Annotated in this window: 11 protein-coding genes; 3 read left to right on the forward strand and 8 right to left on the reverse strand. The window is 60.1% G+C overall.

Annotated features, from left to right (window positions below):
* Position 1: 1 nt before the first annotated feature.
* From ACA041_RS21550 to ACA041_RS21565, 4 genes are read right to left on the reverse strand one after another with little or no spacing between them, the layout of a single operon-like run.
* Positions 2-802, reverse strand: coding sequence for a carbohydrate ABC transporter permease (locus tag ACA041_RS21550; protein ID WP_150800939.1), 801 nt, complete (start codon positions 800-802; stop codon positions 2-4).
* Positions 803-810: 8 nt separating this feature from the next.
* The gene (locus tag ACA041_RS21555; protein WP_138968210.1) at positions 811-1677 is read right to left on the reverse strand and encodes a carbohydrate ABC transporter permease; all 867 of its coding nucleotides are present in this window, start codon (positions 1675-1677) and stop codon (positions 811-813) included.
* Positions 1674-2771 carry an ABC transporter ATP-binding protein gene (locus ACA041_RS21560; RefSeq protein ID WP_497437309.1) on the reverse strand — a complete coding sequence of 366 codons (1098 nt, stop codon included), beginning with the start codon at positions 2769-2771 and terminating at the stop codon, positions 1674-1676. The genes ACA041_RS21555 and ACA041_RS21560 overlap by 4 nt, the downstream gene beginning before the upstream one ends.
* Positions 2771-3865: an ABC transporter ATP-binding protein gene (locus tag ACA041_RS21565; protein WP_497437312.1), complete on the reverse strand. Its 1095-nt coding sequence runs from the start codon at positions 3863-3865 to the stop codon at positions 2771-2773. The genes ACA041_RS21560 and ACA041_RS21565 overlap by 1 nt, the downstream gene beginning before the upstream one ends.
* Before the next feature lie 388 nt (positions 3866-4253).
* Here ACA041_RS21565 and ACA041_RS21570 point away from each other — a divergent pair, with 388 nt between their 5' ends.
* The gene (locus ACA041_RS21570; RefSeq protein WP_497437316.1) at positions 4254-6101 is read left to right on the forward strand and encodes a sigma-54-dependent Fis family transcriptional regulator; all 1848 of its coding nucleotides are present in this window, start codon (positions 4254-4256) and stop codon (positions 6099-6101) included.
* A gap of 217 nt (positions 6102-6318) precedes the next feature.
* On the opposite strand, the gene cysS is transcribed toward ACA041_RS21570, so the two are convergent.
* Both cysS and ACA041_RS21580 read right to left on the reverse strand, forming a co-directional pair.
* Positions 6319-7701, reverse strand: a complete 1383-nt coding sequence (gene cysS / locus ACA041_RS21575) for a cysteine--tRNA ligase (protein WP_497437319.1) — start codon at positions 7699-7701, stop codon at positions 6319-6321.
* 17 nt (positions 7702-7718) lie between these two features.
* Entirely contained in the window at positions 7719-9416 is a 1698-nt protein-coding gene (locus ACA041_RS21580) for a glutamine--tRNA ligase/YqeY domain fusion protein (RefSeq protein WP_497437321.1), read from the reverse strand.
* Between the two features lie 249 nt (positions 9417-9665).
* Between ACA041_RS21580 and ACA041_RS21585 the strand changes: the two genes are divergently transcribed.
* Together ACA041_RS21585 and lpxH are read left to right on the forward strand one after the other, a co-directional pair.
* Positions 9666-10169, forward strand: coding sequence for a peptidylprolyl isomerase (locus ACA041_RS21585; RefSeq protein WP_497437323.1), 504 nt, complete (start codon positions 9666-9668; stop codon positions 10167-10169).
* Positions 10166-10918, forward strand: coding sequence for a UDP-2,3-diacylglucosamine diphosphatase (lpxH, locus tag ACA041_RS21590; RefSeq protein ID WP_497437326.1), 753 nt, complete (start codon positions 10166-10168; stop codon positions 10916-10918). The genes ACA041_RS21585 and lpxH overlap by 4 nt, the downstream gene beginning before the upstream one ends.
* Positions 10919-11083: 165 nt before the next feature.
* On the opposite strand, the gene ACA041_RS21595 is transcribed toward lpxH, so the two are convergent.
* Together ACA041_RS21595 and ACA041_RS21600 are read right to left on the reverse strand one after the other, a co-directional pair.
* Positions 11084-12613: a DHA2 family efflux MFS transporter permease subunit gene (locus tag ACA041_RS21595; protein WP_497437330.1), complete on the reverse strand. Its 1530-nt coding sequence runs from the start codon at positions 12611-12613 to the stop codon at positions 11084-11086.
* A 191-nt stretch (positions 12614-12804) separates the two neighbouring features.
* Complete coding sequence (locus tag ACA041_RS21600; RefSeq protein ID WP_497437334.1) at positions 12805-14007, reverse strand: HlyD family secretion protein; 1203 nt, start codon at positions 14005-14007, stop codon at positions 12805-12807.
* Positions 14008-14012 lie beyond the last annotated feature (5 nt).

Raw genomic sequence — 14012 nt, forward strand, 5'->3', positions numbered from 1 at the left:
CTCATACCCGGCCCAGGGCAAAGCCCTTGGCCACGTGGTTGCGAACAAACCAGATCACCAGCATGCCCGGCAGGATGGTCAACACCCCCGCCGCTGCCAGCACGCCCCAATCGATGCCCGACGCCGAGACCGTGCGGGTCATCACCGCCGCGATGGGCTTGGCGTTCACCGAGGTCAGGGTTCGCGCCAGCAGCAATTCGACCCAGGAAAACATGAAGCAGAAAAACGCCGTGACACCGATCCCGGAGCCGATCAGCGGGACGAAAATCTTGACGAAGAACTTGGGGAAACTGTAGCCGTCGATGTAGGCGGTTTCGTCGATCTCCTTCGGAACACCAGACATGAAGCCTTCGAGGATCCACACCGCCAACGGCACGTTGAACAGGCAGTGAGCCAGCGCCACGGCGATGTGGGTATCGAACAGACCGATCGAGGAATACAGCTGGAAGAACGGCAGCAGAAACACCGCCGGCGGCGCCATGCGGTTGGTCAGCAGCCAGAAGAACAGGTGCTTGTCGCCAAGGAAACGATAGCGCGAAAACGCATAGGCCGCCGGCAACGCCACGCTCAGGGAGATCACCGTGTTCAGGCTCACGTAGTACAGCGAGTTGAGGTAGCCGGTGTACCAACTCGGGTCGGTGAAGATCACCTTGTAGTTGGCGAAGGTGAAATCCTGGGGAAACAGCGTCAGGCCACCGAGGATTTCGCCATTGCTCTTGAAGGACATGTTCAGCAGCCAGTAGATCGGCACGAGCAGGAACAGGATGTAGATCAGCAGCGGAATGAGCTTTCTCTTACTCATGGCGGACCTCAGCGGTTGGCGTCAGAGTGCGTCATGGCGGTGTAGAACAGCCAGGACACCAACAAAATGATCAGGAAATACACCAGGGAGAAAGCAGCAGCGGGCCCCAGGTCGAATTGCCCTACGGCCATTTGAGTCAACGTCTGACTCAGGAACGTCGTGGCATTACCCGGACCGCCACCGGTCAACACGAACGGCTCGGTGTAGATCATGAAGCTGTCCATGAACCGCAGCATCACCGCGATCAGCAGCACACTCTTGAGCTTAGGCAGCTGGATGTGCCGGAACACCGCCCAGGCCGATGCCCGATCGATCCGCGCCGCCTGGTAGTACACGTCCGGAATCGCCCGCAGGCCGGAGAAACACAACAGCGCCACCAACGACGTCCAGTGCCAGACGTCCATCACCAGCACCGTGACCCAGGCGTCCATGGTATTGGCCGCATAGTTGTAGCTGATGCCCATGGCATTGAGGCTCGAACCGAGCAGGCCGATATCCGCCCGACCGAAAATCTGCCAGATGGTGCCGACCACGTTCCACGGGATCAGCAGCGGTATTGCCAGAATGATCAGTACCAGCGACGACCACCGGCCCTTGGTCGGCATGGTCAGGGCGATGGCGATGCCCAGCGGAATTTCGATCAGCAGCACGCACCCGGAATAGATGAACTGGCGCAGCAGCGAGTCGTGCAAGCGCGGATCGAGCAACACCTGGCGGTACCAGTCGGCACCAACGAAGTAGCGGCTGGACTGGTCGAAGATGTCCTGTACCGAGTAGTTGACCACGGTCATCATCGGGATCACCGCACTGAACGCCACCAGCAAAAACACCGGCAATACCAGCCACCAGGCCTTGTTGTTGTAGACCTTGTTCATGGCTGTGCCTCCAGCAGATAGTCGTCCGCATACACCATCAACCATTGCGCCGGAAAACTGATATAGGCCGTACCTTCCGGCACCGGTTTGTCTTCGGCCAGGCGCACCTTCAACGGCGCGCCGTCGAGGTTCAGGGTCATGATCTTGTAGGTGCCCAGGTCTTCGACGTGTACGACCTGTGCCTGCATCGCGTCATCAAAGGGTTCGTCCCACACATGGATGAACTCCGGACGGATGCCGACCTTCAGGGTGTGCCACTCGGACTCGGCGATGCGTTGCTGCTGCGCCTCGGACAGCGGCAAGTGAGTCGAGGCGAAACCGACGCCCCCCGGCTGCGGCTGCACCTCGATCAGGTTCATCCCCGGGCTGCCGATGAAATAGCCGACAAAGGTGTGGCTCGGCCGCTCGAACAATTCCCGAGGCGTACCGAACTGCACGATCTGCCCGCCGTACATCACCGCGATCTTGTCGGCGAAGGTCGAAGCCTCCAGTTGATCGTGGGTCACGTAGACCATGGTGATGTTGAATTGCTCATGGATCTGCTTGAGCTTGCGCCGCAGCTTCCACTTCAGGTGCGGGTCGATCACCGTCAGCGGTTCGTCGAACAGGATCGCCGAGACGTCATCGCGCACCAGCCCGCGGCCCATGGAGACTTTCTGTTTTTCATCGGCGGTAAGGTTACGCGCCTTCTTGCTCAACAGCGGCTGAAGGTCGAGGACTTCGGCAATCTCCTGCACCTTGCTGTGAATTTTCGCCTCGGCCATGCCCTGATTGCGTAGCGGGAAGGCCAGGTTGTCGAACACCGTCATGGTGTCGTAGACCACCGGAAACTGGAAAACCTGGGCGATATTGCGTTTCTCCGGGGTCAGCTCGTTGACCACTTTGCTGTCGAACAGCACCTGGCCCTGGGACGGACTGAGCAAGCCGGAAATGATGTTGAGCAAGGTCGACTTGCCGCAACCCGAAGGCCCGAGCAAGGCGTAGGCACCGCCCTGTTCCCAGACGTGGTCCATCGCGCGGATCGCGTAGTCGTCGGGGCCGGTCGGCGCGCGAACGTAACTGTGGGCGAGGTTCTGCAAGCGGATTTCGGCCATCAGGCGACCCTCGCGATACGGCGACCGGGGGCCTGGACCAGCCGCCCCTGGGGATCGAACACAAACAGTTTATGGGTCGGGATATAGACCCGAATCGGTGCATCGACGTCGTATTCATGGACGCCGGGCAAGTGCAGCACCAGCAGGAAATGTTCGTTGCGCACGTGCAGGAAGGTTTCCGAACCGCTGATCTCGGCCACTTCGACGGTCACCGCCAGTTCCAGGTCGTCATCGTTGCTGGGTACCAGCGAAATGTGGCTGGGCCGCACTCCGAAGCGGAACTCGCCCTCGCCCACCGGCCGCAGGTCCACGTTCAATGGAAAGTGCACGAAATTGGCGAAACTCACTTCATTACCGGCAATACGGCCGGGCATCAGGTTGATCGGCGGCTCGCTGAACAGTTCGGCGGCCAGAACGCTTTGCGGCTGGTGGTAGACCTCGGAGGATTTGCCGCTCTGGATCACCCGGCCTTGATGCAGGATGGTGGTGGTGCCGCCCAGGGCCAGGGCTTCATTGGGCTCGGTGGTGGCGTAGATGGCGATGGTGTGATGCGCCTTGAACAGCTCGCGCATCTCCTGGCGCAGCTCTTCGCGCAGTTTGTAGTCGAGGTTGACCAATGGCTCGTCGAACAGGATCAGCTCGGCATCCTTGACCAGCGCCCGGGCCATGGCCGTGCGCTGTTGCTGGCCGCCGGAGAGTTCCAGCGGATAGCGTTGGAGGAATTTCTCGATGCGCAGCATCTTCGCGGTTTCCAGCACCTTGCTCTGGATCAGTTCGTTGGAAGCGCCGCCCTGGCGCAACGGCGAAGCAATGTTCTCGAACACCGTCATGGTCGGGTAATTAATGAACTGCTGATAGACCATCGACACGTTGCGCAAACGTACCGGACGCTGGGTGACGTCGACCCCGTTCATCAGGATGCGGCCGCTGTCCGGCTTGTCCAGACCGGCCATCAGGCGCATGAGACTGGTTTTGCCGGACAGCGTACGGCCGAGCAAGACGTTGAAGGATCCGGGTTTGAAACTAAGGCACGCATCATCGATCCAGGTCTGGCCCTCGACGGTGCGGCTGACGTGCTCCAGGGTTAATGACATGGCTCGGCCTTTTTATTATTGGAGTCAAGCGACCCAGGCTGTAGAGCGAGTTCCATGCCAGAAATCGCAAGCCGTTGATCCCGCTTCAAAATTCTTGAAACAGCAGCGAACGCGCGTTCGTTGCTGAACAGAAATGAACAACCGGAACTGAACGATTGAACAGTCGGGCGGTTGACAATGAACAATAGTGAACAACACTCTATGGATGCTTTTTCGCCTTCCCTGAAGGCAAGGCCAGAATTTCGGAACCTGTGGGAGCGAGCCTGCTCGCGAAAGCGATCTTTCATTCAGCATTGATGTCGACTGAACCACCGCCTTCGCGAGCAGGCTCGCTCCCACAGGGACGACCTATAACAATAATAAAAGTGTCATTCAGAGATCGACTGCCATGGCCGCACCCGCCCTGCCGCTCTCCCACGACGCCATCATCCAGGACTCCTGGTCCCGTTGCCGCGCGTTCGGTCTCGATCATCAGAGCGCGCCGGCGTTCGATCAGTTGCCGGCCGAAGGCATCGCCCGGTTGCTGGAGAGCCAGCATTCACTGGTGCAGACCACCCACCAGGAAGTGCTGCCGTATTACGAGAACATCCTGAGCAACTCCAACTGCCTGATCATGCTCGCCGACAATCAGGGCCAGGTGTTGACGTCCTGGGGTACCCAGCGGTTTATCGAACCGAGCTTGACCCGCGGTTTCAGCGCCGGCGCCAGCTGGATGGAACGCTGCAGCGGCACCAATGCGATCGGCACCGCCCTGGCCTGCGAGCAGGCGGTGCATATCGAACACGATGAACATTTCCTCAAGGCCAACCGCTTCATGACCGGTTCCGCCGCACCGATTTTCGATGCCGAACGCAAAGTGATCGCGGTGCTCGATGTCTCCAGCGACAGCTACCTGCCGCCGTCCCACACCCTGGGCATGGTCAAGATGATGAGCCAGACCGTTGAAAACCGGCTGATCCTCAACCTGTTTCAGGGTCAGCATTTCCAGCTTACGTTCAACACGGGGTTGAACAACCTCGACAGCCAATGGGCCGGGCTGTTGATTTTCGATGAGAGCGGTCAGGTGCTGTCGGCCAACCGCCGGGCCGACAACCTGCTGGGCCTCAGCCTGTCGCGGGTCAGTGTTGAAAGCCTGTTCAAGGTGTCGCTGCTGGAACTGCTGAACCAGCCCGAAGCGGTGCCGTTTGCCCTGCAAGCCTCCGGACGCAACCGCTTCCAATGCCTGTTGAAGCGGCCGATACAGGTGCCGATCAAGGCGCGGCTGTTCTCTGAACCCAAGGGCAACGAACCCTCGGTGGCCGCTGCGGCTGCGATCAGCCTCGGCACCCTGCATTTTGGCGACAGCCGCGTGGAAAAAGCCGTGCGCCAGGCCGAACGCTTGCTGGAAAAAGACATTCCGCTGCTGATCCACGGCGAAACCGGGGTCGGCAAGGAAGTGTTCGTCAAAGCCCTGCATCAGGCCAGCTCCCGCAGCAAACAACCGTTCATTGCCGTCAACTGCGCGGCGATCCCCGCCGAACTGGTGGAATCCGAGCTGTTCGGCTACGAGAAAGGCGCGTTCACCGGGGCCAACCAGAAAGGCAGCATCGGGCTGATCCGCAAGGCCGACAAAGGCACGCTGTTCCTTGATGAAATCGGCGACATGCCGCTGCCGACCCAGGCCCGGTTGCTTCGGGTCCTGCAGGAGCGCTGCGTGCAACCGGTGGGCAGCAGCGAGCTGTTCCCGGTGGATATCCGCATCATTTCCGCGACCAACCGCTCCTTGCGCGAGCAGGTGCAGTTGGGGCGGTTTCGGGAAGATCTGTATTACCGGATCGGCGGTTTGACCCTCGAACTGCCGCCCCTGCGCGAACGCAGTGACAAGCAGGCATTGTTCAAGCGCCTGTGGGAGCAGCATCGTGAGCCGAGCCAGTGGGCCGGGTTGAGCCGTGAGGTGCTGGAGTTGTTCGGCCGCCATCCGTGGCCGGGGAATTTAAGGCAGGTCAGCAGCGTAATGCAGGTGGCGTTGGCCATGGCCGAGGAGCAGCCGGTGCGGCCGGAGCATTTGCCGGATGATTTTTTTGTGGATCTGGAGATGGAGCCGGTCGAGGTGGATGAACCCTTGGCGGTTGATTTGAATGATGTGGAGGAATTGAATCGGCAGTTGCAGTTGGTGGGGGGGAATATTTCGCACCTGTCCCGGCGGCTCGGGGTTAGTCGCAATACCTTGTACAAACGGTTGCGCCAGTCGGAATGACAAGTAAACCGCACTGGCTCTGCCCGGCTTGAGACCATCACGAGCAGGCTCGCTCCCACAGGGGATTTGTGACGAACACAGAACTCAAAAACAGCGAAGATCCAATGTGGGAGCGAGCCTGCTCGCGATGACGCCAGTATTGACACCGCAAATGTTGCGTCTACCCCATAAACAAAAACCCGCACAAGGCGGGTTTTGTTTGTAACGAACCAGGCAATCAGTCAGCCAGACGCCAGGTCGTCCCACCCTTGCCGTCTTCCAGCACCACGCCCATCGCGGTCAACTGGTCGCGGATACGGTCGGACTCAGCCCAGTCTTTCCCGGCACGAGCCGCCAGACGTGCAGCGATCAAGGCATCAACTTCAGCCGCATCAACCCGCCCTTCAGCGCCCGCCTGCAGGAAGTCACCCGCCTCCAGCTGCAACACACCCAGCACACTGGCCAGTTCCTTCAAGCGCGCCGCCAGACCCGCCGCCGCATCGAGATCGCTCTCGCGCAGACGGTTGATCTCGCGCACCATCTCGAACAGCACCGCGCAGGCTTCCGGCGTGCCGAAGTCGTCGTTCATCACCTGGGTGAAACGCTCGACAAAGGCTTCGCCGCCAGCCGGCGCCACGCTCGGCAGGCCTTTCAACGCGTGGTAGAAACGCTCGAGCGCACCCTTGGCGTCCTTGAGGTTGTCTTCCGAATAGTTGATCGCGCTGCGGTAGTGGCTCGACACCAGCAAGTAACGTACGACTTCCGGGTGGTACTTTTCCAGCACGTCGCGAATGGTGAAGAAGTTGTTCAAGGACTTGGACATCTTCTCGCCATTGATGCGAATCATGCCGCAATGCATCCACGCGTTGGCGTAGGTCTTGCCGGTGGCCGCTTCGCTCTGGGCGATTTCGTTTTCGTGGTGCGGGAACTCGAGGTCGCTGCCGCCGCCATGAATGTCGAAGGTCTCGCCCAGGCAGCAGGTGGACATCACCGAGCACTCGATGTGCCAGCCCGGACGACCGTCGCCCCACGGCGAAGGCCAGCTCGGTTCGCCCGGCTTGGCACCTTTCCACAGCACGAAGTCCAGCGGGTCCTGTTTCGACTCGTCGACTTCGATCCGCGCGCCGATGCGCAGGTCTTCGATCTTCTTGCGCGAGAGCTTGCCGTAGCCCATGAACTTGGCGACGCGGTAATACACATCGCCATTGCCCGGAGCGTAGGCGTAACCCTTGTCGATCAGGGTCTGGATCATGCTCTGCATGCCAGCGATATGATCGGTGGCCCGCGGCTCCATGTCCGGCTTGAGGATGTTGAGGCGCGCCTCGTCCTCGTGCATCGCGGTGATCATGCGCTCGGTCAGCACGTCGAACGGCTCGCCGTTCTCCTTGGCCCGATTGATGATTTTGTCTTCGATGTCGGTGATGTTGCGCACATACGTCAGGTTGTAACCGCTGAAGCGCAACCAGCGGGTCACCAGGTCGAACGCGACCATGCTGCGGCCGTGGCCAATGTGGCAGTAGTCGTACACGGTCATCCCGCAGACGTACATGCGCACATTATTGCCATCCAGCGGCTTGAAGACTTCTTTGCTCTTGGTGAGCGTGTTGTAGATCGAAAGCACTTTAGAGGTTCCTTGAATCACTGGCCCCACGAATCACGCAAGGTCACGGTACGGTTGAACACCGGATGACCAGGTTTCGAGTCCTTGATGTCTGCGCAGAAGTAACCTTCGCGCTCGAACTGGAAACGGTCTTCCGGCTGTGCATTGCCAAGCGACGGCTCGGCACGACAACCGGTGAGCACTTGCAAGGAGTCAGGGTTGATGTTGTCCAGGAAACTGGCGCTGTCTTCGGCCTTCTCAGGGTTCGGAGAGCGGAACAGGCGATCGTACAGACGCACTTCACACTCGACGCTGGCCGCAGCCGGCACCCAGTGCACCACGCCCTTGACCTTGCGGCCTTCAGGGTTTTTGCCAAGCGTTTCCGGGTCGTACGAGCAACGCAGTTCGACGATGTTGCCATCGGCGTCCTTGATCGCTTCGTCGGCACGGATCACGTAGCTGCCGCGCAGGCGCACTTCGCCGTTCGGCTCCAGGCGCTTGTAGCCTTTTGGCGGCTCTTCCATGAAGTCTTCACGGTCGATGTAGAGCTCACGGGCGAACGGCAGCACGCGCATGCCCATGTCTTCTTTCGGGTGGCACGCCAGTTCGAGGTTTTCGACCTGGCCTTCCGGGTAGTTGGTGATCACGACTTTCAGCGGACGCAGCACGCACATGGCCCGCGGGGCGCTGTGGTCGAGGTCGTCACGGATGCTGAATTCGAGCATGCCGAAGTCGACCACGCCGTCGGAACGGTTGGTGCCGATCATTTCGCAGAAGTTGCGGATCGATTTCGGCGTGTAGCCACGGCGGCGGAAGCCCGACAGCGTGGACATGCGTGGATCGTCCCAGCCATTGACGTGTTTCTCGTCCACCAGCTGCTTGAGCTTGCGCTTGCTGGTGATGGTGTAGTTCAGGTTCAGACGGCTGAACTCGTACTGACGCGGGTTCGCTGGAACCGGCAGGTTCTCCAGGAACCACTCGTACAGCGGACGGTGGCTTTCGAACTCCAGGGTGCAGATCGAGTGGGTGATGCCTTCGATGGCGTCCGACTGACCGTGGGTGAAGTCGTAGTTCGGGTAGATGCACCACTTGTCGCCGGTCTGATGGTGGTGTGCGTGACGGATGCGATACATGATCGGGTCGCGCAGGTTCATGTTCGGCGAAGCCATGTCGATCTTGGCCCGCAGCACACGTGCGCCGTCCGGGAACTCGCCGGCGCGCATGCGGGCGAACCAGTCGAGGTTTTCTTCCACGGAGCGGTCACGGAACGGGCTGTTCTTGCCCGGCTCGGTCAGGGTGCCGCGGTATTCCTTGGCCTGTTCCGGGCTCAGGTCATCGACATAAGCCTTGCCGGCCTTGATCAGCTCGACGGCCCAGTCGTGCAACTGGTCGAAATATTGCGAGGCGTAGCGCACTTCGCCGGACCATTCAAAGCCCAGCCATTTGACGTCGCTTTCGATCGCGTCGATGTATTCCTGGTCTTCCTTGGCCGGGTTGGTGTCGTCGAAACGCAGGTGCGTGACGCCGCCGAATTCCTGGGCCAGGCCGAAGTTCACACAGATCGACTTGGCGTGACCGATGTGCAGGTAACCGTTGGGCTCGGGCGGGAAACGGGTGACGATCTGCGTGTGCTTACCCGAGTCCAGGTCCGCCTGGATGATCGGGCGCAGGAAATTGACCGGCACGGCAGGGCCGGTCTTGGAATTCGAGGTAGGGTCGACAGTGGGCTTGCTCATAGGATCCTTGAACGTACAAGTGCGCGGCCGGAAGACAGCCTGACAAAACAAAGCCGCTATCATAGCCGATGCCGTCAAGTTGCTGACAGAGCAGGTCCGAAAACGGCTGCATTTAATCGGCTGCTGATGAAAAACAGCCTCGAAATTGTTGCCTGTCGCGCTAAACTGCGCACCTTGGTCGATGCAGACCAGACCGGTTGAGGGCCCGAACGCCCCTAAACCCACGAATTCATTAAAAGAGTAACGACCATGACCCAAGTCAAACTGACCACCAACCATGGCGACATCGTCCTGGAACTGAACGCTGAAAAGGCACCGCTGACCGTTGCCAACTTCATCGAGTACGTCAAAGCCGGTCACTACGAAAACACCGTTTTCCACCGTGTCATCGGTAATTTCATGATCCAGGGCGGCGGTTTCGAGCCAGGCATGAAAGAAAAGAAAGACAAGCGCCCAAGCATCCAGAACGAAGCCGACAACGGCCTGCCGAACGAGAAGTACACCGTGGCCATGGCTCGCACCATGGAGCCGCATTCGGCTTCCGCGCAGTTCTTCATCAACGTCGCTGACAACAGCTTCCTGAACCACAGCGCCAAGACCACTCAGGGCTGGGGCTACGCGGTATTCGCCAAAGTCGTTGCCGGCACCGACGTCGTCGACAAGATCAAGGGTGTTTCCACCACCATGAAAGCCGGCCACCAGGACGTGCCAGCAGAAGACGTGATCATCGAGAAAGCCGAGATCATTGGGTGATACTGCTGATTTCAGACTTGCATCTGGAAGAGGAGCGCCCGGACATTACCCGGGCGTTTCTGGATTTGCTCGCCGCACGGGCCCGTTCGGCGAGTGCGTTGTACATACTGGGCGATTTTTTCGAGGCGTGGATCGGCGACGATGCCATGACGCCCTTTCAGCGTTCCATCTGCCAGGCCCTGCGCGATCTCAGCGACAGCGGCACGGCGATTTTTCTGATGCACGGCAATCGCGACTTCATGCTCGGCCAGGCCTTCTGCAAACAGGCCGGCTGCACGTTATTGAAGGACCCGAGTGTCGTGCAGCTTGCAGGCGAGCCGGTGCTGTTGATGCACGGCGACAGCCTGTGCACCCGCGACGTCGGCTATATGAAGCTGCGCCGCTACCTGCGCAATCCCGTCACCTTGTTCATCCTGCGCCATTTGCCCCTGGGTACCCGGCAAAAACTGGCGCGTAAGCTGCGCCGTGAAAGCACCGCCCAGACACGGATGAAGGCCAACGACATCGTCGATGTCACGCCGGAAGAAGTGCCGCGGGTCATGCGCGAATATGGCGTGAAGACCTTGATCCACGGGCATACCCATCGCCCCGCGATCCACAAGTTGCAAATTGGCGAGCAGGCGGCCAGGCGCATTGTGTTGGGGGATTGGGATCGCCAGGGTTGGGCGTTGCAGGTGGATGAGAACGGGTTTGCGCTGGCGCCTTTCGACTTCACCCCTCCGCCGCAATTGGCAGCACCCGCTAACTGACAGCCAGACACAAAACCCTTGTGGGAGCGAGCTTGCTCGCGATAGCGGATTCACATTCAACATCTTTATTGATTAATCCACCGCCATCGCGAGCAAGCTCGCTCCCACAAGGGGGTCAGTGTTTTCTTCAAGTTTTCAGCCAGTCACATATCCGCTGTGTTTGGCTTAGTGACCACTGGCAGCAGGCCCCGCCTTAGCCGCAAACGGCGGCTTTGCCAGCCACACCAGCAGAATCAACCCCATGAACGCCCACCCCAGCAACGTGAAGTAATCCACGGTGGAGAGCATGTACGCCTGACTGGTCAACACATGGTCCAGCTGCGCATAGGCCGGATGACTCGGCCCGCCCAGCGCGTTCAGCGCCTCGCGGGTCGCCGGCTCATAGGTGCTGATGCTTTCGCTCATATAGGCATGGTGTTGATCGGCCCGGCGAATCCAGATCCAGGTGGTCAGCGACGCCGCGAAACTGCCGCCCAAGGTCCGCAGGAAGGTGGCCAGCCCCGCACCGTCGGCGATCTGGCTCGGCGGCAGGTCAGACATCAGAATGCTCAAGGTCGGCATGAAGAACAGCGCCACGCCGATGCCCATGAACAGCTGCACCAGGGCGATGTGCTGAAAGTCCACTTCATTAGTGAACCCGGCACGCATGAAGCAGCTCAAGCCGATGCACAGGAACGCTCCGCCGGCCAGCAACCGCAGGTCGAACTTGTGCGCGTACTTGCCGACAAACGGCGACATCAGCACCGGCAGAATCCCGATCGGTGCCACCGCCAGACCGGCCCAGGTCGCGGTATAGCCCATCTGGGTCTGCAGCCACTGCGGCAAAATCAGGTTGATACCGAAGAACCCGGCATAACCGCCCACCAACACAATGGTGCCGATACGGAAGTTGCGGTAGGCGAACAACCGCAGATTGACCACCGGGTGCTTGTCGGTCATTTCCCAGATCACGAACACCGCCAGCGCAATCACCGAAATGGCCGCGCCGATGAGGATGAAGTTCGACTCGAACCAGTCCAGGTCGTTGCCTTTGTCGAGGATCACCTGTAAGGCGCCGACGCCGATGATCAGGGTGATCAACCCCACGTAATCCATCGGCTGATAACTGGTCTCGACCGGACGCGCCTTGAGTTGCTGGCGCACCACCATCACCGCAAAAATCCCGATCGGCACGTTGATGAAGAAAATCCACGGCCAGCTATAACTGTCGGTAATCCAGCCGCCAAGGATGGGACCGGCAATCGGCGCGACCACCGTGACCATCGCCAGCAACGCCAGGGCCATGCCGCGCCTGGCCGGCGGATAGACCGCGATCAACAGCGTCTGGGTCATCGGGTACAACGGGCCGGCGACCAGCCCCTGTAGTACCCGAAAGCCGATCAACTCAGGCATAGAGGTCGAGATACCGCAGAGGAACGACGCCAGCACGAACAGAATGGTCGCCCAGAGAAACAGTTTCACTTCACCAAAGCGGCGGCTGAGCCAACCGGTCAACGGCAGCGCAATCGCGTTGCTCACCGCGAACGAGGTGATAACCCAGGTGCCCTGCTCCGAACTTACGCCGAGGTTGCCGGAAATGGTCGGCAACGCGACGTTGGCGATGGTGGTGTCGAGCACCTGCATGAAGGTCGCCAGCGACAGGCCGATGGTGCTGAGCAGCAGGCTGGGCGGCGTGAAAGATGCGTTATTGCTCATCGCGAATCCTTTGAAACTGGCTGACGCTGCGTCCCTTTACAGGCGCAGCTGACCCTGTGGGATCGAGCTTTTGTGGCGAGGGAGCTTGCTCCCGCTCGGCTGCGAAGCAGTCGCAGAGCTTTGGAGGTCGCTTCGCGACCCAGCGGGAGCAAGCTCCCTCGCCACAACGGCTCGCTCCCACAGGGTTGGTGTCAGCGTTGCGCGGTTTTGGTGACCGCGGCGCTGTTGTCGTGGATCAACCGGGTGATCATCGCGTCGGCTTCGGCCAACTGACGGTCGTAGACGTTGGTGCTGAACGAAGCCTTTTGCGGCGGCTGTTGCGCCAGCACCGGGCCACTCTGGTCGCGCAGGTTCACATCGACCTGGGTCGACAGGCCGACCCGCAATGGATGTTTTGCAAGCTCTTCGGCGTTGATGTGGATCCGTACCGGCACCCGCTGGACGATCTTGATCCAGTTACCGGTGGCGTTCTGCGCCGGCAGCAGGGCAAACGCGCTGCCGGTGCCGGCGCCGAGGCTGTCGATGGTGCCGCTGTATTTCACGTCGCTGCCGTACAGGTCGGCTTCGATGTCCACCGGTTGGCCGATGCGCATGTCACGCAGTTGGGTTTCCTTGAAGTTGGCGTCTATCCACAGTTGATCCAGCGGGATCACCGCCATTAGCGCCGTGCCCGGTTGCACTCGCTGACCGAGTTGCACGGTGCGCTTGGCGACGTAACCGGTGACCGGCGCGATCAAGGTGCTGCGCGCATTATTCAGGTAGGCCTGACGCAGTTGTGCGGCGGCCGACATCACCTCCGGGTGCGACGAGACCACAGTGTCATCCACCAGGGCGCTGGTGGTTTTCAGCTGCTGCCGGGCGTTGGCCAAGGCGTTTTGGGCGGAGGTCAGGTCGTCGCGGGCGTGGGACAGTTCCTCTTGGGAAATCGCCCCGTCGGCGGCCAGGTTTTTCCGACGATTGAAGTTGTCCTGAGCCTTTTGCACTTCAGCCTGCTGCGCATTGACCTGGGCTTTCATGCCGTCGACGTTGCTGTACAAACCACGCACCTGGCGCACGGTGCGGGCCAGATTGGCCTGGGCACTTTGCAGACCGACCTGGGCGTCGTTAGGGTCGAAGTTGATCAGCACCTGGCCTTCATGGACCAGGTCGCCGTCATCGGCACCGATGCTGACCACGGTGCCGGTGACCAGCGGCGTGATTTCCACCACGTTGCCGTTCACATAGGCGTCGTCGGTGCTTTCGTACCAGCGCCCGTAGAATTGGTGATAACCCCAGACACCCAGGCCGGCGAGTATTACCACGAGCGCCAACACCAGCAGCATGACTTTGCGTTTGCGCTGATTGCGGATGTCTTGTGTGTTGTCAGGGGCTTGAGTTGTATCGGCAGTAGCCATGACGA

This window comes from Pseudomonas sp. LBUM1676, from assembly GCF_059695605.1.